Source organism: Pseudomonas sp. SHLD1, assembly GCF_028640935.1.
GTDB classification, from domain to species: domain Bacteria; phylum Pseudomonadota; class Gammaproteobacteria; order Pseudomonadales; family Pseudomonadaceae; genus Chryseomonas; species Chryseomonas aestiva.
Genome location: NZ_JAQZAD010000013.1, coordinates 479,370 through 498,281, shown reverse-complemented (window position 1 = coordinate 498,281; position 18,912 = coordinate 479,370). Strand labels below are relative to the sequence as shown.

Below are 18,912 nucleotides of genomic sequence, written 5' to 3'. Positions count from 1 at the left end.
TGGTGACATAGCGGAAGCCAGACGCCTAGCTGCGCGGCAGGGTCAGGGTGACCCGCAGACCGCCCTCGCGGCGATTGCGCAGCTCCACTTCGCCACCATGGGCGTGAGCCAGGTTGCGGGCGATGCCCAGGCCCAGGCCGTAGCCATGGCGGTCGGTGGCCAGGCGGACATGGGGCTGGAACACCTGCTCCAGTTCCTGCTCCGGCACCCCCGGCCCTTCGTCGTCGACGTGCAGGACGAAGGCATGGCCGTCGTCTTCCACCTGCAGGTGGGCGCGATAGCCATACTTGAGGGCGTTGTCCAGCAGATTGCCGATGCAGCGCTTGAGCGCCAGTGGCTTGCCCAGCAGGGTACCCCGGGCTTCTCCGGTGAGGCGCACCCGCGGGGGCTGCTCCTGGGTGAAGGGCTCCACCAGCTGTTCCAGCAGTGCCTGCAGGTCGACCGGTTCCAGGTTCTCGTGGATGTCGGTGTCCTTGACGCACTGCAGGGCACCCTTGACCAGCAGATCCAGCTCGTCGAGATCGCGCACCAGCTTGGCCTGCATCACCTCGTCGTCCACCAGCTCGGCGCGCAGGCGCAGCCGGGTGATGGGGGTACGCAGATCGTGGGAGATGGCGCTGAACAGCTGGGCGCGCTCGTCCAGGTAGCGGGCGATGCGTTCGCGCATGGCATTGAAGGCGCGGGTGACCTCGCGGATCTCCTGGGCGCCCTCCTCGCGCACCGGCGGCGTATGGACCTCCAGCGACAGCTCCCGCGCGGCACGCGACAGCCGTTTGAGCGGACGACTCTGCCAGCGGATCAGCAGGCCGATGAACAGCAGCAGGAAGGCGCTGCTGAAGACCATGAACAGCAGCTGCTGCAAGGGCAGCCAGGACTCGTCCAGGCTGTAGTAAGGCGCTGGCATCAGCGTGGCCAGGTACACCCACTCCCCTTCGCCGATGCGGATCTGGGTCACCAGCACCGGCGGCTCCAGCGGCTCCAGACTCAGGGCATAGTGCGCCCAGGAGCGCGGCAGTTCGTCGAGCGCCACGGCGCCGTTGAACAGCCGCAGCTGCTGGGGACCGATGAATTCCACATACATGGGCATGGCCGCGCCCAGGCGCTCGCGCAGCACCGCCTCGACCCCCTGGAGCACCGCCCGGCGGCCGGGGGTGTCCGGCAGCGCCTGCATCGTCAGCGGTTTTTCGTTGAGTGAGACGAAGAAGCGCGTGCCGCCCATGTTGCGCAACTGCTCCAGCACCAGTGGCCGATAGGCCGGCGGCAGCAGGCTGAAATAGCGCACGCTGGCGGCGATGGAATAGCCCAGGCTGCGGGCGGCGGTCTGCAGGCCCTGGTTGCGGTCGCTGCGCAGGGACGCCGACCAGAACAGCGCCGAGGCGCCCTGGGCCAGGAGCACCGCCAGCAGGGTCAGCAGCAGCATCCGCGCCAGCAGGGAGCGTGGCACCAGCCGCACGAGCGGACCGCTACACCGCATCGGCGACCAGTCCGCAGACCTCGGCGGCGAGCAGGTAGCCGGAACCGCGCACGGTGCGGATCAGCCGCGGCGACTTGCCGGTGTCTCTCAGCCGTTGACGCAGGCGACTGACCGCCATGTCGACGATGCGCTCCAGCGGCAGCACCTCGCGGCCGCGGGTGGCATTGGCGATGGTGTCGCGATCGAGGATCTGCTGGGGATGGTCGAGAAACAGCTTGAGCAGGGTGAAATCGGCGCCGGAGAGGATCACTTCCTCGCCATCGCGATGGAACAGCCGGTGACTGACCGGATCCAGGCGCCAGTCGTCGAAGGTCAGCAGACCGGTGGCCGCCGGGCGCGTCTCGCCGAAGCCGGCACGGCGCAGCAGCGCCTTGATGCGCGCCAGCAGTTCGCGCGGGCTGAAGGGCTTGCCCAGGTAGTCGTCGGCGCCCAGTTCCAGGCCGATGACCCGATCCGCCTCGTCGGAACTGGCGGTGAGCATGATGATGGGGACCTGGCGGCAACTGGACTGCTCGCGCATCCAGCGGCAGAGGGCGAAGCCGTCTTCGCCGGGGAGCATGACGTCGAGGATCAGCAGATCGGGGACGAAGTCGCCCAGCGCCCGGCGCAATTCGCGGCCATCGCCGACGGCGCGCACCAGATAGCCGGCACGGGTGAGGTAGGCGTCGAGCAGCTCACGGATTTCCCCGTCGTCGTCGACGACCAGGAGGGATTTGCCCAGGGTGGACATGGCGATGTTCGCTCTTGTTGTTCTGGCCAGGGGCCAGCTACCGGTAGTGCCGGCAGCATACCGGGGCCGGGCGACCTTGAGTAGTCGCCCGGCCCCAGCGGATCAGACCTGACGCGCCTCGGCGATGGTCTGGTCCAGGGCGACGCCGGCACCGAACAGGCCCGGATACTCGGCGGTCACCAGCCAGGCCGGGATGTCCTTGAGGTAGGCGCTGCTGGTCTTGCCCTTGTCGGCGAAGGCATGGGCGAAGGCCCCGCTCTGGAAGCGCTCGACGAAGCGCGGCAGGATGCCGCCGGCGATGTAGACGCCACCCAGGGCGCCCAGGGTCAGGGCCGCGTTGCCGGCGACCCGCGCCAGCCAGATGAAGAACTGCTCCAGCACGGCGTCGGCATAGGGGTCACCCTTGAGCGCCAGCTCGCAGATGTCCGCCGCGCTGTGCAGGGCGGCGGTCCGGCCGTCCAGTTCGCAACTGGCGTGATAGAGGTTGACCAGGCCGCTGCCGGACACCACGCGCTCCGCGGAGACGTGATTGCCGAACTGGCGCTTGAGGATCTTCCAGATATCGAATTCGCGCTGGGTGTTGATCGGCAGGTCGACGTGACCGCCCTCGCTCGGCAGCACGATCCAGCGATCCTTGCCACTCGGTACCAGGCTGGCGAGACCCAGGCCGGTGCCCGGCCCGATCACCAGGCGCGGGCGGGTCGGCAAGGCGATGCCATCGCGCACCTGGACGGAGTCCGCCGGATCCAGGCGGGCGATCGCCCAGGCCATGGAGGTGAAGTCGTTGATCAGCAGCAGATGGGTCAGGCCCAGCTCGCGGCAGAACTGCTCGCGCTTGATCACCCAGTGATTGTTGGTGAAGCGGAAGTCACCCTCGCCCACCGGGCCCGCACAGGCGAGGCACACGGCGGTGATGTCATCCAGCGCCACGCCGCTCTGCGCCAGGTACTTGCGCACGGCGTCTTCCGGACAGGCGTAATCCGCACAGGCGAAGACCTCGATGGCCTCCAGGCGACCGTCGCGCCACAGGGCGAAGCGGGCATTGGTGCCCCCGATGTCGCCAACCAAAGCCAAACTCATTTCAGCGCCTCCAGGCTGGAAGTGAATGCACTGGCACCCGATTCAGCCGTGCTCATGGCGCCGCGCATGAAGGCGAACAACTCACGACCACAGCCTACCCCGGTGCCCTGGGGCGCTTCGACCGCCTCGCGGGCCATCCATTCGTCCGCCGGGACCAGAATCTTCAGCTCTCCGGTACGCCCATCGACGCGGATGAGATCGCCGTCACAGACCTTGGCCAGCGGACCGCCATCGATGGCTTCCGGGCAGACGTGGATCGCCGCCGGGACCTTGCCCGAGGCACCGGACATGCGGCCGTCGGTGACCAGCGCCACCTTGAAGCCGCGATCCTGCAGCACGCCGAGGTAGGGGGTGAGCTTGTGCAACTCGGGCATGCCCAGGGCCTTGGGCCCCTGGAAACGTACCACCGCGACGAAGTCGCGTTCCAGCTCACCGGCCTTGAAGGCAGCCGCCATTTCGCTCTGGTCATGGAAGACCCGCGCCTGGGCCTCCACCACCTGGTGCTTGGGCGCCACCGCCGACACCTTCATCACGCCACGCCCGAGGTTGCCCTGCATGACGCGCAGGCCGCCCTCCTCGTTGAACGGCCGGCTGGCCGGACGCAGGATGTCCTCGTCCAGGCTTTCGGCCCGGCCGGTGCGCCACTCCAGCTTGCCGTCCACCAGGAAGGGTTCCTGCAGATAGCGCGACAGGCCACGGCCCATGATGGTGTTGACGTCTTCGTGCAGCAGTCCGGCTTCGAGCAGGGTGTGCACCATGAAGTTGACGCCGCCGGCGGCATGGAAGTGGTTCACGTCGGCCTTGCCGTTGGGATAGACCTGGGCCAGGGTCGGGGTGACCGCAGAGATCTCGGCCATGTCGTCCCAGGTCAGCTGGATACCGGCGGCCTGGGCGATGGCCGGGATGTGCAGGGTGTGGTTGGTCGAGCCACCGGTGGCGCTCAGGGCTACCACCGAGTTGACGATGGACTTCTCGTCGACGATCTCGCCCAGCGGCATGAAGTTACCGCCCTGATGGGTGATGCGGGTCACCTGGCGCGCGGCCTCGCGGGTGAGTTCGTCACGCAGCGGGGTGTAGGGATTGACGAAGGAGGAACCCGGCAGGTGCAGGCCCATGACCTCCATCACCACCTGATTGGTGTTGGCGGTGCCATAGAAGGTGCAGGTGCCAGGGCTGTGGTAGGACTTCATCTCGGATTCAAGCAACTCTTCGCGAGTCGCCTTGCCCTCGGCGAAGGCCTGGCGCACGCGCGCCTTCTCCTTGTTGGAGATGCCCGATGGCATGGGGCCGCCCGGGACGAAGATCATCGGCAGATGGCCGAAGCGCAGCGCGCCGATCATCAGGCCGGGGATGATCTTGTCGCAGATGCCCAGCAGCAGCGCGGCGTCGAACATGTTGTGCGACAGGGCCACGGCGGTGGACATGGCGATGACTTCACGACTCGCCAGGCTGAGCTCCATGCCGGCCTCGCCCTGGGTCACGCCGTCGCACATGGCCGGCATGCCACCGGCGAACTGACCGACGGAGCCGATCTCGCGCAGCGCCTGCTTGATCAGCTCCGGATAGTGCTCATAGGGCTGGTGAGCCGACAACATGTCGTTGTAGCTGGAAACGATGGCGACGTTGGCCTGGTCCATCAAACGGAGGCGCTGCTTATCCGTCGAGGATCCACACCCGGCGACGCCATGGGCGAAATTGGCGCATTGCAGCTTGCCGCGCTGCGGACCGTCGCTGGCGGCGGCCCGGATCATAGCGAGGTAACGCTCACGGGTCGGACGACTGCGTTCCACCAACCGCTGTGTGACTTCGAGGACGCGAGGATGCATGGTTTCGATTCTCCACCGGGCTAAATTTGTTGTTATTTCAAACATTCACAGCCAAATTGGCGCTATTATTCCGCTTAGCACGCGTCATGTGTAATGTTTTTTACAACAAAACCCAGCTATCGCGAGGTTTCTCTCAATGAGTATTCGTATTGCCATCAATGGTTTTGGACGCATCGGCCGCAACGTGCTGCGGGCGCTGTATACCGAGGGCTATCGCCAGGACCTGGAGGTCGTCGCGATCAACGACCTCGGCGACGCCGCCATCAATGCGCATCTCCTACAGTATGACAGCGTTCATGACCGCTTCCCTGCCGAGGTGTCCGTCGAGGGCGACAAGCTGGTGGTCAATGGCGACCGCATCGCCGTGACGGCCATCCGCAACCCGGCCGAGCTGCCGTGGAAGGACCTGAAGGTCGACGTGGTGTTCGAATGCACCGGCCTCTTCACCAGCCGCGACAAGGCCGCTGCCCACCTGGAAGCCGGCGCCTCCAAGGTGATCATCTCGGCACCGGGCAAGGACGTGGACGCCACCATCGTCTATGGCGTCAACGACAACATCCTGCGCCAGTCGCACCAGATCATCTCCAACGCCTCCTGCACCACCAACTGCCTGGCGCCGGTCGCCCAGGTGCTGCAGCGCGAACTGGGTATCGAGAACGGTCTGATGACCACCATCCATGCCTACACCAACGACCAGAACCTGTCGGACGTCTACCACTCCGACCCCTTCCGGGCGCGTTCGGCCACCCAGTCGATGATCCCGACCAAGACCGGTGCCGCCGAAGCCGTGGGCCTGGTTCTGCCGGAGCTGCAAGGCAAGTTTAGCGGCATGGCGGTGCGGGTGCCGACCATCAACGTGTCGCTGGTCGATTTGACCATCCTGACCGCCAAGGAAACCGACGCCAAGACCATCAACGCCTTCATGAAGGCTGCGGCGGAAGCCTCGCCGGTACTGGGCTACAACGACAAGCCGCTGGTCTCCATCGACTTCAACCACAACCGCCTGTCGTCGATCTTCGACGCCAACCACACCAAGGTGAGCGGCAAGCTGGTGAAGATCATGGCCTGGTACGACAACGAGTGGGGCTTCTCCAACCGTATGCTCGATACCTGCAAGGCGCTGGTCAACGCGCCTGCCTGAGGCCTTCAGGTCGTGCAGAAAAAGCGCCTTCGGGCGCTTTTTTAGTTTTGCGCAGGCCTGTCGGGCCTCGCTGCGCTCGGCGCCAACCTACGAGAGCGTGGAAACGTAGGAACCCGAAGCGTGGAAAACGGCGCAGCCTTTTCCGCTCGGGCATGCCCCGTAAGCCCTGCCCTCACCCAAGCCCTCTCCCACAGGGAGAGGGGGTTGATCGAGCGAGGGGTCGTCTTCCGGCTGGAAAGGGCGGTTCCGCGGGTAGCTTGAGTTGAGCAGCGCGAAGCCCAACAGGCCTGACTCAACCCTCATCCTCCTCGTCCGCCGCCTGGCGCAGGTCGTCGAAATCGGTCTTGAGGCCGGTTTCCATGGCGTCCAGCTCGGTGAGCAGGGTACGGAAGCTGGTGCGCTCCGGAATCACCAGCGTGCCCTCCTCTTCCGTCGGCTCCCCTACCTCCAGCGCCGCCAGGCTCAGCTCGGGGTCCTCCAGCACCGAGGCCGGTTCGGGTTCCAGCTGGCGCACCTCGGCCAGGGGCGGCAGCTGGTCGAGGCTGCGCAGGTCGAAGTAGTCGAGAAAGGTCCTGGTGGTGGCGAACATTGCCGGGCGGCCGGGCACGTCGCGATAGCCGACCACGCGGATCCAGTCGCGCTCCAGCAGCGTCTTGACGATCTGGCTGTTGACCGCCACCCCGCGCACCTCCTCGATCTCACCGCGGGTGATCGGCTGGCGATAGGCGATCAGCGCCAGGGTCTCCAGCATGGCACGGGAATAGCGCGGCGGACGCTCCTCCCAAAGTCGCCCGACCCAGGGTGCGTACTTTTCGCGCACCTGCAGGCGATAGCCGGAGGCCACTTCCTTGAGTTCGAAGCCGCGCTTGCGGCAGGACCCGCCGAGCACGGCGAGCCCCGCCCGCAGATGCGCGGGCTCGGGGCGTTCGTACTCTTCGAAGAGTTCGGCCAGGCGTTCCAGGGTCAGGGGCCTGCCAGCGGCGAGCAGGATGGCTTCCAGCAGGGGCGCCAGTTGCTTGGGATCGGTGTAGTTCATGGGCGGCGATGATACGGCCGGGCGCGGGTCACGCCAAATCCAACCGGCCACCGGATGGCGAGATCCGTGGGGTCTTTGACCTTGTCGCCAGACTGGTGGCCAGGGCATCCTCGGCAGATCGCTACGGAGAGCCATCCATGCCGCTGATCGCTGCCCTGCTATACCCCGACGTCATGAGTCTGGACGTCACCGGCCCGCTGCAGGTATTCGCCTCGGCCAATCTGGAACGGGAACGCCAGGGCCTGCCCGCCTGCTATCAGTTGCGCCTGCTGGGCGCCGCCGAGGGGCTGGTCAGGACTTCGGCCGGTATCAGTATCCAGGCCGAACAGAGCTGGTACGACCTCGACGTGGGCGAGGTGGATACCCTGTTGATCCCCGGCGGCATAGGCATCGAGACGCTAGGCCAGGATGCCGGCCTGCAGGCCTGGCTGCGCGATCTGGAACCCCGGGTGCGACGGGTCGGCTCGGTGTGTTCCGGTGCCCTGCTGCTGGCCAGCGCCGGGCTGCTGAACGGTCGCCGCGCCACCACTCACTGGGCCTATGTCGACGAACTGGCGGCCTTTCCGGCCATCGAGGTCCAGGGCGATCGCCTGCATACCTACGACCCCCTGGGGCGCGATGGCGATCCCCATGTCTTTACCTCGGCTGGCGTCACCGCCGGCATCGACCTGGCCCTGGCACTGGTGGAAGCCGATCTCGGACGTCCGCTGGCGCTGGCGGTGGCGCGCCGGCTGGTGATGTTCCTGCGCCGTCCCGGCGGCCAGGCGCAATTCAGCGCCTGTCTGGCGCCCGATCCGGGACGGACGCCACGGCTGGCCGCCCTGCTCGACTGGATTCCCGGTCACCTGGGGGAAGACCTGGGGCTAGAGCGCCTGGCCGAGCGTGCCCATATGGCACCGCGCACCCTGTCGCGCCTGTTCAGCCGCGAGGTCGGCATGGGCCCGGGCCGCTATGTCGAGCAGGTCCGCCTGGAGACGGCGCGGGTGCTCCTGCAGGACGGCCAGGCCTCCATCGCCACGGTCTCGCGCCTGTGCGGCTTCGGCCATCCGGAAAATCTCCGGCGTACCTTTCACAAGCACCTGGCGGTCAGCCCCCAGGACTACGCGGCGCGCTTTGGCGCCTGATCAGGGAGAGACAGCCATGCTGGACATGCGGACCTCGTGCGAACACTGTGCCAAGGCCTTGCCGATGGAGAGCGAGGAGGCGGTGATCTGCTCCTATGAGTGCACCTTTTGCGCAGCGTGCGCTGCGGGGCCGTTGCAGCGGCGCTGTCCGAATTGCCAGGGGGAGTTGGTAAGACGGCCGCGGCGGGTACACAAGGACCAGGTGGCTTGAATTGCCGCCATGGGTCGCTCCTGCCGGCCGCCGCAGGTTGGGTTGAGCACAGCGAAGCCCATCAGGTGCCCGAGGTCGGCGACGTTGGGCTTCGACGATAGAGCCGTCTCAACCCAACCTACGTCTATAGCCGTCACGGCCGCGATGGGCTCGCGCCAAAACCATCGCCCTTACCGCAGCAACCCCGCCTCCGCGCGGATCGGCTCCGGCGTAGGCTCGCCCAGCAGATCCAGCACGGCGATCTCCAGGCCACGACTCAGGGCGTCCAGCGGCAGGTGGTTGGGCTGGGTGCCGAAAGGGTCGGCGATCTGGTCGCCCAGGGCGTCCAGGCCGAAGAAGGTGTAAGCCAGCACCAGCACCGCCAGCGGCGTGAACCAGCCCAGGCTGTCCACCAGGCAGAACGGCAGCAGGAAGCAATAGACGTGCACCACCCGGTGCAGCATCAGGATGTACGGATAGGGAATGGGCGTCTGGCGGATGCGCTCGCAGCCGCTGAGCACCGCGGTCAGCCGGTCCAGCTGGTTATCGACGTTGGCGATCAGTGGATCGCCGAGCCCTTCCTGCCGTGCCCGGGCAACCAGCGTCGTGCCAAGCCGGCGGATCAGCGCACTGGGTCGGTGAGGCGCGGCGAGCAGGCTCTCCTCTCCCGCCAGCACCCGTTGCAGATCGGCAGACGGCGCCTCACGGCGCAGGTGGTCACGCAGCGCATAACCGAAGGCCAGCAGCGGGGTCAGCAACTGGCGGCGCTCGGCCGCGTTCAGCCCGGGTAGCAGGGTCTCGACCTGGCGCGCCAGATTGCGTCCGGCGATCAGCAGCTCGCCCCACAGGCCGCGCGCCTCCCAGAAGCGCTGGTAGGCGGTGGTGTTGCGAAAGCCGAGGAAGATCGCCAGGGTCAGGCCCCAGAGGGTCAGGGGCGTGGTGGTGAGGCCGAAGTCGAAGCGCAGGACGAAACCATGGCTCAGGGTCACCGCCAGGCTCAGCAGCATCACATAGAGCAGCTTGGGCCAGATCGCCTGGACGATGGAGCCGCGCACCGTGAACAGCAATTCGCGCAGCGAGGGATTCTGGGGACGGGTGATCACAGGGGTACTCTCGCGTGAAGTTCTGGCTTCGACGCCGCCCGCGCGCGACAGTGCCGGCCCCCCCGGCGGGTCAGGGTCCGAACAGCACCCCGACCAGCGCTCCGCCGGCCAGCAGCCACAGCGGGTGCCAGCGCGTGAACAGCGAGCCCAGGGCGCCGGCCGCCAGGATCAGCACCCACAGCGGCGCGGTGGCCACGCTCGCGCCCACCAGCCAGGCGCTGGCCGCCACCAGGCCGACGGTGACCGGCACCAGGCCGGCCTGCAGGTGACGGCGCCAGGGGCGATCGGCGAAGCGCTGCCAGAGGTGCAGCACGCCCAGGGTCAACAGCGAGGACGGCACGAACTTGGCCAGGGAGGTCACCAGCAGCCCTGGCCAGCCGGCCACATGCCAGCCGATCAGCGGTACGATCATCAGATTGGGACCGGGCGCGGCCTGGGCCAGGGCGAACAGCGCGGCGAAGTCGGCGGCGCTCATCCAGCCATGCACGGTCACCACCTGGCGCTGCATCTCCGGCAGCACCGAGTTGCCACCGCCGAAGGCCAGCAGCGACAGCTGGGTGAAGATCAGCGCCAGCGCCAGCAGGGTCGTACTCATAGGCCCTGCCGATAGCTGAGCAGCACGCTGATGGGAGTGAGCACCAGCATGGTCCAGAGCAGTGGCAGCTTGAGCAGCGCCAGGGCCAGAAAGGCCAGGCAGGCGATGCCCAGGGCCAGCCAGCGCCCGCGCAGGGGCTGGACGAGCTTGACCGCCATGGCCACCAGCAGCCCGGCCGCCGCCGCGGCGAGCCCGGCGAAGGCGCGACCCACCAGGGGATCGTCATGGTAGCGGTCGTAGAGCACGCCCAGGCCGACCACCACCAGGGTCGGCCCCACCAGCAGCCCGGCGGCAGCGGCCAGGGCGCCGCTCCAGCCGGCAAATCTCATGCCCACCGCCACCGAGAGATTGATGATGTTGCCGCCCGGCAGGAACTGGCAGAGGCCGAGCAATTCGGTGAACTCCTCCGCCGACAGCCAGCGCCGCTTCTCCACCAGGTAGCGTCGCGCCAGTGGCAGCACCCCACCGAAGGCCGTGATGCCCAGGCCGAAGAAGCCAAGAAATAGATCGCGGCGCCGCGGCCGGTTCGAGGGGGAGTCGTTATCCATGGGCAGGTGTTCGTCAGATCCAGAGCGACAACAATAGCGTACCTGCAAGGCCGGTGACGGAAACGAGGGTCTGCTTGAGCTCCAGGCCGAAGTATTCGCGCACCATCCAGAAGCCGGCGTCATTGACGTGGCAGAGGAACACCGAGCCGGCGCCGATGGCCAAGGCGATCAACGAGGCCTGGGGGCCAGCCCGGCCACCACCGGCACCCAGGCCGGCGATGAAGACACCGATGAGGATGGACAGGAAAGGTGGCAGCCGGGTGACGCCAAGGAGCAGGACGCTGGCCAGGATAGCGGCTAGACAGCAGAAGATCAGCCGGGTGTCGTGGGCGACCCAGGCGAGCGCGGCAGCATCCACCGGTGGCTACCTGTAACCTATTGTTTCAGGATTACCTCAACGAAACGCCACCCAAGGTACGACGCAAATCGAAATAAAGCCTGTCCCTTATTGCACTTAGCGTGCGAACCTCAGCCGTTTCCCACGATCCAAACTGCGGTCGGTCGTGACCGAATCCCCTTCCCTTTTGCTCGCAGGCGGTTGGCATGAACGAAACCTCTACTCTCTGGCAGCAGACCCTCGCCCAGTTCCGCGACGGTACCGGCTCCACCCTGCCCACGCCGGGCAGTGGCGCGGCGGCCACCGTGGCGGCCTGCCTGGGTGTCGCGCTGATCCTCAAGGGCCTGAAGCTCAGCCAGCAGCGCCAGCCGGTGACCCGCCATGCCGACCTGATCGCCGTGGGCGAGCGCCTGCAGGAAGCGCTGAGCACCTGCGCCGATGCCGACGTCCAGGCCTTCGCCAACTACCTGGAAGCCGATCGTCAGGCCAGCGGCGCCACCGCGGAGGGCGAACGCCGCCAGCAGGCGCTCAACCTGGCCGCGGCCAACGCCGTGCAGATCCCCATCGCCACCGCCCAACTGTGCCTGGAAGCCCTGGATCTCGCCGTCATCGCCACGCCGCTCACCGTCGAACCGCTGCGCAGCGATACCCTGGCTGGCGGCCGCCTGGTGCATGGCGCCCTGGGCGCGGTGCTCACCACGGTGGACGCCGATCGCAACGGCCTGAAATCCGGCGATGCCCGCGAAGCCGCCCGGCAGATGCGCGACAAGCTCAGGCAACAGGCCGACCAGCGCCTGGCCCAGCTGAGCGCCACCCCTGTCCCGCCGGCCATGGGCTGAGGGCCGGTGCTGGCCCGCTTGGGCTGGGTCCTACGCGGATTCCAGCGACGTCTGTGGTTTCGCGCCACGCTGTTCTCGGTCGCCGGGGTGGCGACCGCTCTCCTCGCCCTGCTCCTGCGCGACCATATCCCGGCGACGCTGCCGGCCAAGGTCGGCGCCGATGCCGTCGACAAGATCCTCACCATCATCGCCAGCAGCATGCTGGCGGTGACCACCTTTTCCCTGAGCACCATGGTGACGGCCTACAACGCCGCCGCCAGCAGCGTGACGCCCCGTGCCTATCCGCTGCTGCTGGAAGACAGCACCACCCAGAACGCCCTGGCTACCTTTCTCGGCTCCTTCCTGTTCAGCCTGGTCGGCATCATCGCCCTGAGCACCGGCCTCTACGGCGACAACGGCCGGGTGGTGCTCTTTGCCGTGACCCTGGTGGTGATCCTGCTGATCGTCTTCACCCTGCTGCGCTGGATCGACCATCTGTCGCGACTGGGCCAACTGGACGCCACCAGCGACAGCATCGAAGACGCCGCCAGACACAGCCTGCAGCGCTGGCTGACCCATCCCTACCTGGGTGGGGCGGCGGCGCCCGTCGATGAGCCCGCCCGTGGCCGCCCGGTCATGGCCGACCGCACCGGCTATCTGCAACGGGTGGACATGCCGCTGCTGGCGGACCTTTGCGGCGACCAGGGTCGCCTGCGCCTGGCCGTCCTGCCCGGGGCCTTCCTCGATCCGGCGCAGCCGCTGCTGTGGGTCGAGGGCCTGCCTCCGGAGAAGGACGAGCGCCTGCGCACCGCTTTCACCCTGGATGCCCGCCGGATACACGACCAGGATCCGCGTTTCGGCCTGACGGTGCTGGGCGAGATCGCCACCGGGGCGCTGGTGCCCTCGCGCAGCGATTCGGGTACCGCCATCGCCATCCTCGGTCGCGCGCAACGGCTGCTGACCGACCTCACCGAAAGACGCGAGCCGGTCGAGCCGCGCTATCCGCGGATCGAGGTACCGGAGCTGTCGCTGGACGATCTGTTCGACGACTTCTTCCTGCCGGTGGGGCGCGATGCGGCGCCGCTGGTGGAAGTGGGCATGCGCCTGCAGAAATCCCTGGCGCGCCTGGCGGTCCAGGGCGATGCGCGGATCAGACGCGAGTGTCTGCGGCATTCGCGCCTGGCATTGGCCCGGGCCGAGGCCGCCCTTGGCCAGGCCGAAGACCGCGTCATCCTCCAGCAATTGGCCGCGGACGTCGAACGCCTCTGCACGGCGCGCTAGCAGTGCGTGGCTAGCGTGACCAGGCCGGATCGGTGGTGAAGGCGATGGTCAGCCAGCGGTCCGGACCCTCGCCGCCGATGGCCTCGCCGATCTGGTCGCGGAGGGCGTCCCATTCGTCCAGGGTCTTGGCCGGCCACCCCAGCGGCACGATGAAGTACAGCTCGATCTGCCGCGCGCGTCCGACCTTGGCCACATAGGCGCGATAGTCGAGAAAGCCGAAGCGCGTGACCATGCCCCGGGCGACTTCATCGACCTGCTGCTTGAGCGCCGGCGGGGTCACCATGAGGATCTCGCTGAAGGCCTGCCAGACCAGCTTCAGCGGGATGGGAATGATCAGCACGCAGATGATCGACAGCACCAGGGGATCGATGTAGGGCGTGATCCAGGCGTAGGCCGTGCCCTGGGCCAGGGCGCCGACCAGGAAGGCCACCACCAGGGCAGCCGAGATGCTGCCCGACATGATCCAGCTCTTGATGTCGAGCCTGAGGAAGTCCGACTGGATGTCGCGGTTCAGCCGGTGCACGAGGGCGGCAAAACCAAAGCAGCTCAGGGCCGCGACCAGCGCATAGAGCAGCGCCATGCCGAACGCCAGGGCCTTGCCGCCACTCATCAGGCTGATGATCGAGTTGACCAGCGCATAACAGGCCACGATGCACAGCACGCTGCCATTGAGGGCCAGGACCATGGGTTCGAGGTGCCAGAAACCCATGTTGAAGCGCTCGGCCAGCCGCCGATCGCCCTCCGGTTCCTGCGCATGCCGGTGGATCAGCATGGCCACCAGCAGCGCCACGCCGCTCATGAAGGCGTCGGTCAGCGAATAGAAGCCGTCGAAGACAATGGCGTAGGAGCCGGACAACACCCCGAAGGCGATACCCACGACCGCCAGCAGCACCGTGACGGCAATGGAAAAGCGCAGCACCGTGCGCTCGTTGCTCAGGCGTTTCAACATGCTCGACTCCGGTTACCGATCGCCGCCAGGCATGGCGAACAGGTTCAATTCAGGCCAAGGATAGAGGTCGCCAGGCCAACCTGCATGGGCAGTCCGGCAAGGCTTCGCTGCGCGGACGCAATCAGAAGCCGGCAGCCTTCGGGTGTACACTGCACCGGTGCTTTTTTTCTCCCGGGATCTCAGGCAACCGCCGCTCCCGGACCGCGGAATCCTCAACGGCGACCCACCATGATCGAAGTTACCGAACGCTCCATCGCCGAGTTGCGTCGCGCACTCGAAACCGGCCAGACCACTGCGGTGCAACTGGTCGAGGCCTACCTGGCCCGGATCGACGCCTACGACCCGCCCGCCAGCGCCACGGCGCTCAACGCCGTGGTGGTACGCAACCCCGAGGCCCTGGCCGAAGCCGCCGCGTCCGACCGTCGCCGCGCCCGCGGCGAGACCCTGGGACCGCTGGACGGCATCCCCTACACCGCCAAGGACAGCTACCTGGTCAAGGGCCTCACCGCCGCCTCCGGCAGTCCGGCCTTCAAGGACCTGGTCGCCCAGCGCGACGCCTTCACCGTCGAACGGCTGCGCGCCGCCGGTGCCATCTGCCTGGGCAAGACCAACATGCCGCCCATGGCCAACGGCGGCATGCAGCGCGGCGTCTATGGCCGCGCCGAAAGCCCCTACAACGCCGGCTACCTGACCGCGCCCTTCGCCTCCGGGTCCTCCAATGGCGCCGGCACCGCCACCGCGGCCAGTTTCGCCGCCTTCGGCCTGGCCGAGGAGACCTGGTCCAGCGGGCGCGGCCCTGCGTCCAACAACGGCCTGTGCGCCTACACCCCCTCGCGCGGGGTCATCTCGGTACGCGGCAACTGGCCGCTGACACCGACCATGGACGTGGTGGTGCCCTATGCCCGCACCATGGCTGATCTGCTGGAGGTGCTCGACGTGGTAGTGGCGGACGATCCCGACACCTCCGGCGACCTCTGGCGCCTGCAACCCTGGGTGCCGCTGCCACTGGCCTCGGCGGTACGCCCGGCGTCCTATCCCGCCCTGGCCGCCGGCCCCAATGCCCTCGCCGGCAAGCGCCTGGGCGTGCCGCGCATGTTCATCAACCAGGATCCGGACGCCGGCACCAGCGAGCATCCCGGCATCGGCGGACCCACCGGTCAGCGCATCCAGACCCGCGCCTCGGTGATCGCCCTCTGGGAACAGGCCCGCGCGGCGCTGGAAGCCGCCGGTGCCAGCGTGATCGAGGTGGACTTCCCGCTGGTCTCCAATTGCGAAGGCGACCGCCCCGGCGCGCCCACGGTGTTCAACCGCGGGATCGTCTCCAAAGAGTTTCTCCATGACGAACTCTGGGACCTGTCCGCCTGGGGCTTCGACACCTTTCTGCGCGACAACGACGATCCCAGGCTCAATCGCCTGGTGGACGTCGAAGGCGAGCTGATCTTTCCCCACGAGCCCGGCACCCTGCCCAATCGGGAAGGCGACCTGGCCGCCGGCATGGCCGAATACGTGCGCATGGCCGAACGGGGGCTCAAGACCCTGGAGCAGATCACCAGCCTCCCCGACGGCCTGCGCGGCCTGGAACGGACGCGCAAGCTGGACCTGGAAGACTGGCTGGAGGCCCAGGGCCTGGACGCCGTGCTCTTTCCCACCGTGGCCGACGTGGCGCCGGCGGATGCCGAGATCAGTCCCGCCTCGGCCGACATCGCCTGGAGCAATGGCGTCTGGGTCGCCAACGGCAACCTCGCCATCCGCCACCTGGGCGTGCCGACCGTCACCGTGCCCATGGGCGTGATGGCCGACATCGGCATGCCGGTGGGTCTGACCTTCGCCGGTCGCGCCTATGACGACACCCACCTGCTCCGCCTGGCCGCCGCCTATGAGGCGACCGGCTCCAAGCGCCAGGTACCGCCGCGGACGCCGCCGCTGGTGGGCTGAGCGGAGACGGTGTGGACGCTGACCGCCCGGCGTCATTTGGCGGCCGGAACCGGCTCGTGACCTCTGGCGGTAAGGCGTGCTAACCGGAGTGTCCAGTCGCGCGCCGGTTATGCGGACGCCGCCAGCGGCCTAAGGTGGATTCCAGGCGGGTGCCGTTCGCCGGCGCCCACCTCATCCCGTCCTCTGCGAGCATTCCGCCATGAATCCAGCCAAGCGTCTTACCGGCAGCGTGCTGCTGTCGCTCACCGTCCTGAGTGGTCCCTGGAACGGTGTCGCAGCCGCTGAATCCACCCCTGAACGCCACCAGCGCCTGGTCGAAGACGCCTTCGCGAACTGGCGCGCGGGCCGCGGCAGTCTCTTCGACGACCTGCTCTCGCCCGACGTGGTCTGGACCATCCAGGGCAGCGGGCAGGCGGCGGGCACCTACCACGGCCGCGAGGACTTTCTGCAGCGCGCCGTACGCCCCTTCGCGCAGCGCCTGGCCACGCCCATCGTGCCTCGGGTCCAGGGTATCTGGGCAAGCGAAGACCACGTCGTGGTGCGCTGGAAGGGCACGGCCACGGCGCGTGATGGCGCGCCCTATCGCAACGAATACGTCTGGATCTTCAAGATGGCCGGGGAACGTGCGACCCAGGTCGAGGCCTTTCTCGATCTCGTCCCCTATCAGGACGTCATCGACCGCATCGCGCTGGCAGACCCCTCCCCCGCCACAGCCACCGGTAAACGACAGGCGCCCTGACGACACGCCCGTGCGATCACGGCGCAAGACACCTGGCTCAGGCGACGCCGCGACCAGGGGGCCGCTGGCCGTCCCACAGTGTCATCGCCATTGCGATGGCGCCCTCGATGACCGGTAACGCTACCCCATCCCGCGCCATGGGTGAGATGCCCAGCAGAAAGCCTTCGAACAGCGTCGCCAGGGCCTGAGCGTCGGTGCCTTGCGCGAGGTCGCCGCCGACGATACCGCGCCTGACGCAGGCCAGCAGCCCGGCGCGGATCCGGGCGCGGGCCTCGCGCAGGGGCAGCGACAGGCTGGAGTCCTCCTCCGCATAGGAGCCCAGGGTGCCGAGCGCCACCAGGCAGCCCTTGGGCAGGCGCTCATCGCATTGCATCCGCGCAGAGCGCGACAGGGCCGAGGCGATTGCCTCCCGGGGTGCCAGGGTCTCGTCGAACAGCGGATCGTTCACCCGGCCATGGGTCTCCATGTAGCGGGCGACCACCTCCTTGAACAGCGCCTCCTTCGAACCGAAGGCCGCATAGAAGCTGGGCGCGGTGATGCCACCGCCGATTGCCGCCTTGAGCCGACTCAGGGACGTCGCCTCATAGCCATACCGCCAGAACAGCAGCAGCGCGTCATCGATTGCCTGAGTCCGGTCGAAGGACCGGGGACGCCCCACCTGAGCCACAGCCGTACTCCTCGTCAGATTCGATTTTTATACTAGACGATACAGAATTCATTGACCAGCCAGAGCAGCTGCTGCTTAGATATATACCGATCGATACATATCTAAGGAGTTTACCCGTGACCGCGACCCCCGATCCTGAACGCCTGCCAGTCGCCGCGCTGCTGGCGCTGGCCATGACCGGCTTCATCTGCATCATGACCGAGACGCTGCCCGCCGGCCTGCTCCCCGAGATCGCCCAGGGACTCCAGGTCTCCCCTGCCCTGGCCGGGCAGACGGTGACCGCCTATGCCGCCGGCTCTTTGACCGCCGCCATCCCCCTCACCTTGGCAACGGCGCGCTGGCGGCGGCGCCGGGTGCTGCTGGCGACGATCCTGGGCTTTCTGCTGTTCAACACCCTCACCGCGCTCTCCTCCAGCTATGCGCTGACGCTGATCGCCCGCTTCGCCGCCGGGGCCGCGGCCGGCCTGGCCTGGAGTCTGCTGGCCGGCTATGCCCGGCGCATGGTGGTGCCGCGCCTGCAAGGACGGGCGATGGCCATCGCCATGATCGGCACACCGGTCGCCCTGTCCCTGGGCGTGCCCCTGGGGACCTGGCTCGGTGGTCTGCTGGGCTGGCGGCTGGCCTTCGCCTGGATGTCCGCCCTCACCCTCGGCCTGATCGTCTGGGTCCTGGCCAAGGTGCCCGACTATCCTGGGCAAGCCGAGGGCCAGCGCCTGCCACTGCGCAAGGTGTTCGCCACGCCTGGCATTCGCGCCATCCTCGGCGTGGTCTTTACCTGGATGCTGGCCCACAACCTGCTCTACACCTATATCGCGCCCTTCGTTGCCCAGGCCGGCCTGGGCGCTCAGGTCGACCGGGTGCTGCTGACCTTCGGGGTGGCCTCGCTGGCGGGGATCTGGATCACCGGGCGGATCGTCGATCACAGCCTGCGGCGGGCCGTGCTGGCGAGTCTTGCCGGCTTCGCCGTGATCGCGCTGCTGCTGGGGCTCAATCGTGACTCGGCGCTGCTGCAGTACCTGGGTGTCTTCGGTTGGGGCCTGACCTTTGGCGGCGCGGCCACCCTGCTGCAGACCGCCCTGGCGGATACGGCGGGGAGAGGTGCCGATGCAGCGCTGGCGATGAACGTGGTGACCTGGAACAGCGCCATCGCCGGGGGCGGCATCCTCGGCGGGCTGTTGCTGGAAGGCATCGGCCCCCAGGCCCTGAGCTGGGCCGTGTTGGCGCTCTCCCTGAGCGCCCTGGCCATCGCCGCCAATGCCCGACGGCACGGCTTTGCCGCCGGCACCCGGGCGAGCGGTACCCCCGTCCTGGGTCACTGACCGTCCGCGCGGGCGCCCTG

At 67.7% G+C, this 18,912-nt stretch carries 18 protein-coding genes and 1 pseudogene; 8 read left to right on the top strand and 11 right to left on the bottom strand.

All coding sequences use genetic code 11. The features are described from left to right. Positions 1-25 precede the first annotated feature (25 nt). The 4 genes from PVZ77_RS07705 to edd form a co-directional block, all read right to left on the bottom strand. On the bottom strand, positions 26-1,474 hold the full coding sequence (locus PVZ77_RS07705; protein WP_273806203.1) for an ATP-binding protein: 1,449 nt from the start codon (positions 1,472-1,474) through the stop codon (positions 26-28). Further along, positions 1,464-2,204 (bottom strand): response regulator, encoded by a 741-nt coding sequence (locus PVZ77_RS07700; protein WP_273806202.1) that lies wholly within the window; start codon positions 2,202-2,204, stop codon positions 1,464-1,466. The genes PVZ77_RS07705 and PVZ77_RS07700 overlap by 11 nt, the downstream gene beginning before the upstream one ends. Before the next feature lie 102 nt (positions 2,205-2,306). Further along, a complete protein-coding gene (locus PVZ77_RS07695; protein ID WP_133860875.1) occupies positions 2,307-3,284 on the bottom strand; it encodes a glucokinase in 978 nt (325 codons plus the stop codon). Next, positions 3,281-5,110, bottom strand: a complete 1,830-nt coding sequence (edd, locus tag PVZ77_RS07690; RefSeq protein WP_273806201.1) for a phosphogluconate dehydratase — start codon at positions 5,108-5,110, stop codon at positions 3,281-3,283. The genes PVZ77_RS07695 and edd overlap by 4 nt, the downstream gene beginning before the upstream one ends. Before the next feature lie 136 nt (positions 5,111-5,246). On the opposite strand from edd, the gene gap reads away from it, so the two are divergent. Continuing rightward, positions 5,247-6,251, top strand: a complete 1,005-nt coding sequence (gene gap / locus PVZ77_RS07685) for a type I glyceraldehyde-3-phosphate dehydrogenase (RefSeq protein WP_017641313.1) — start codon at positions 5,247-5,249, stop codon at positions 6,249-6,251. A gap of 292 nt (positions 6,252-6,543) precedes the next feature. On the opposite strand, the gene scpB is transcribed toward gap, so the two are convergent. After that, positions 6,544-7,287 carry an SMC-Scp complex subunit ScpB gene (gene scpB / locus PVZ77_RS07680; RefSeq protein ID WP_273806200.1) on the bottom strand — a complete coding sequence of 248 codons (744 nt, stop codon included), beginning with the start codon at positions 7,285-7,287 and terminating at the stop codon, positions 6,544-6,546. Positions 7,288-7,424: 137 nt separating this feature from the next. Here scpB and PVZ77_RS07675 point away from each other — a divergent pair, with 137 nt between their 5' ends. Continuing rightward, a complete protein-coding gene (locus PVZ77_RS07675; RefSeq protein WP_273806199.1) occupies positions 7,425-8,411 on the top strand; it encodes a GlxA family transcriptional regulator in 987 nt (328 codons plus the stop codon). Between the two features lie 16 nt (positions 8,412-8,427). Continuing rightward, positions 8,428-8,622 (top strand): DUF1272 domain-containing protein, encoded by a 195-nt coding sequence (locus tag PVZ77_RS07670; RefSeq protein ID WP_337960384.1) that lies wholly within the window; start codon positions 8,428-8,430, stop codon positions 8,620-8,622. A 170-nt stretch (positions 8,623-8,792) separates the two neighbouring features. Here the strand turns inward: PVZ77_RS07670 and PVZ77_RS07665 are convergent, their stop codons facing one another. The 4 genes and pseudogenes from PVZ77_RS07665 to PVZ77_RS07650 all read right to left on the bottom strand — a co-directional run. Beyond that, positions 8,793-9,704 carry a bestrophin family protein gene (locus PVZ77_RS07665; protein ID WP_273806198.1) on the bottom strand — a complete coding sequence of 304 codons (912 nt, stop codon included), beginning with the start codon at positions 9,702-9,704 and terminating at the stop codon, positions 8,793-8,795. Positions 9,705-9,774: 70 nt separating this feature from the next. Beyond that, on the bottom strand, positions 9,775-10,299 hold the full coding sequence (locus PVZ77_RS07660) for a chromate transporter (protein ID WP_273806197.1): 525 nt from the start codon (positions 10,297-10,299) through the stop codon (positions 9,775-9,777). Next, on the bottom strand, positions 10,296-10,847 hold the full coding sequence (locus PVZ77_RS07655; protein ID WP_273806196.1) for a chromate transporter: 552 nt from the start codon (positions 10,845-10,847) through the stop codon (positions 10,296-10,298). Before PVZ77_RS07655 ends, PVZ77_RS07660 begins: the two co-directional genes overlap by 4 nt. A 13-nt stretch (positions 10,848-10,860) precedes the next feature. Continuing rightward, a pseudogene (locus tag PVZ77_RS07650) lies at positions 10,861-11,043 on the bottom strand (GntT/GntP/DsdX family permease); the annotation flags it as partial. Between the two features lie 347 nt (positions 11,044-11,390). Between PVZ77_RS07650 and PVZ77_RS07645 the strand changes: the two are divergent. Both PVZ77_RS07645 and PVZ77_RS07640 read left to right on the top strand, forming a co-directional pair. Then, complete coding sequence (locus PVZ77_RS07645) at positions 11,391-12,023, top strand: cyclodeaminase/cyclohydrolase family protein (protein WP_133860885.1); 633 nt, start codon at positions 11,391-11,393, stop codon at positions 12,021-12,023. A 6-nt stretch (positions 12,024-12,029) separates the two neighbouring features. Then, positions 12,030-13,283 carry a DUF2254 domain-containing protein gene (locus PVZ77_RS07640; protein ID WP_273806195.1) on the top strand — a complete coding sequence of 418 codons (1,254 nt, stop codon included), beginning with the start codon at positions 12,030-12,032 and terminating at the stop codon, positions 13,281-13,283. Positions 13,284-13,293: 10 nt separating this feature from the next. Here PVZ77_RS07640 and PVZ77_RS07635 read toward each other — a convergent pair whose 3' ends face one another. Beyond that, positions 13,294-14,232: a cation diffusion facilitator family transporter gene (locus tag PVZ77_RS07635; protein WP_273806194.1), complete on the bottom strand. Its 939-nt coding sequence runs from the start codon at positions 14,230-14,232 to the stop codon at positions 13,294-13,296. A gap of 228 nt (positions 14,233-14,460) precedes the next feature. Here PVZ77_RS07635 and PVZ77_RS07630 point away from each other — a divergent pair, with 228 nt between their 5' ends. Both PVZ77_RS07630 and PVZ77_RS07625 read left to right on the top strand, forming a co-directional pair. After that, positions 14,461-16,167 (top strand): amidase, encoded by a 1,707-nt coding sequence (locus PVZ77_RS07630; RefSeq protein ID WP_273806193.1) that lies wholly within the window; start codon positions 14,461-14,463, stop codon positions 16,165-16,167. A gap of 199 nt (positions 16,168-16,366) precedes the next feature. After that, positions 16,367-16,906 (top strand): nuclear transport factor 2 family protein, encoded by a 540-nt coding sequence (locus tag PVZ77_RS07625; RefSeq protein WP_273806192.1) that lies wholly within the window; start codon positions 16,367-16,369, stop codon positions 16,904-16,906. Positions 16,907-16,943: 37 nt separating this feature from the next. On the opposite strand, the gene PVZ77_RS07620 is transcribed toward PVZ77_RS07625, so the two are convergent. Beyond that, the gene (locus tag PVZ77_RS07620) at positions 16,944-17,573 is read right to left on the bottom strand and encodes a TetR/AcrR family transcriptional regulator (protein ID WP_273806191.1); all 630 of its coding nucleotides are present in this window, start codon (positions 17,571-17,573) and stop codon (positions 16,944-16,946) included. A 173-nt stretch (positions 17,574-17,746) separates the two neighbouring features. Between PVZ77_RS07620 and PVZ77_RS07615 the strand changes: the two genes are divergently transcribed. Beyond that, positions 17,747-18,892: an MFS transporter gene (locus tag PVZ77_RS07615; protein ID WP_273806327.1), complete on the top strand. Its 1,146-nt coding sequence runs from the start codon at positions 17,747-17,749 to the stop codon at positions 18,890-18,892. Positions 18,893-18,912: the final 20 nt, after the last annotated feature.

Bases quoted from the DNA above. Each gene is read 5' to 3' on its own strand.
- PVZ77_RS07705 (WP_273806203.1), bottom strand. From the start codon at position 1,474: ATGCGGTGTAGCGGTCCGCTCGTGCGGCTGGTGCCACGCTCCCTGCTG.
- PVZ77_RS07700 (WP_273806202.1), bottom strand. From the start codon at position 2,204: ATGTCCACCCTGGGCAAATCCCTCCTGGTCGTCGACGACGACGGGGAA.
- PVZ77_RS07695 (WP_133860875.1), bottom strand. From the start codon at position 3,284: ATGAGTTTGGCTTTGGTTGGCGACATCGGGGGCACCAATGCCCGCTTC.
- edd (WP_273806201.1), bottom strand. From the start codon at position 5,110: ATGCATCCTCGCGTCCTCGAAGTCACACAGCGGTTGGTGGAACGCAGT.
- gap (WP_017641313.1), top strand. From the start codon at position 5,247: ATGAGTATTCGTATTGCCATCAATGGTTTTGGACGCATCGGCCGCAAC.
- scpB (WP_273806200.1), bottom strand. From the start codon at position 7,287: ATGAACTACACCGATCCCAAGCAACTGGCGCCCCTGCTGGAAGCCATC.
- PVZ77_RS07675 (WP_273806199.1), top strand. From the start codon at position 7,425: ATGCCGCTGATCGCTGCCCTGCTATACCCCGACGTCATGAGTCTGGAC.
- PVZ77_RS07670 (WP_337960384.1), top strand. From the start codon at position 8,428: ATGCTGGACATGCGGACCTCGTGCGAACACTGTGCCAAGGCCTTGCCG.
- PVZ77_RS07660 (WP_273806197.1), bottom strand. From the start codon at position 10,299: ATGAGTACGACCCTGCTGGCGCTGGCGCTGATCTTCACCCAGCTGTCG.
- PVZ77_RS07655 (WP_273806196.1), bottom strand. From the start codon at position 10,847: ATGGATAACGACTCCCCCTCGAACCGGCCGCGGCGCCGCGATCTATTT.
- PVZ77_RS07645 (WP_133860885.1), top strand. From the start codon at position 11,391: ATGAACGAAACCTCTACTCTCTGGCAGCAGACCCTCGCCCAGTTCCGC.
- PVZ77_RS07635 (WP_273806194.1), bottom strand. From the start codon at position 14,232: ATGTTGAAACGCCTGAGCAACGAGCGCACGGTGCTGCGCTTTTCCATT.
- PVZ77_RS07630 (WP_273806193.1), top strand. From the start codon at position 14,461: ATGATCGAAGTTACCGAACGCTCCATCGCCGAGTTGCGTCGCGCACTC.
- PVZ77_RS07625 (WP_273806192.1), top strand. From the start codon at position 16,367: ATGAATCCAGCCAAGCGTCTTACCGGCAGCGTGCTGCTGTCGCTCACC.
- PVZ77_RS07615 (WP_273806327.1), top strand. From the start codon at position 17,747: ATGACCGGCTTCATCTGCATCATGACCGAGACGCTGCCCGCCGGCCTG.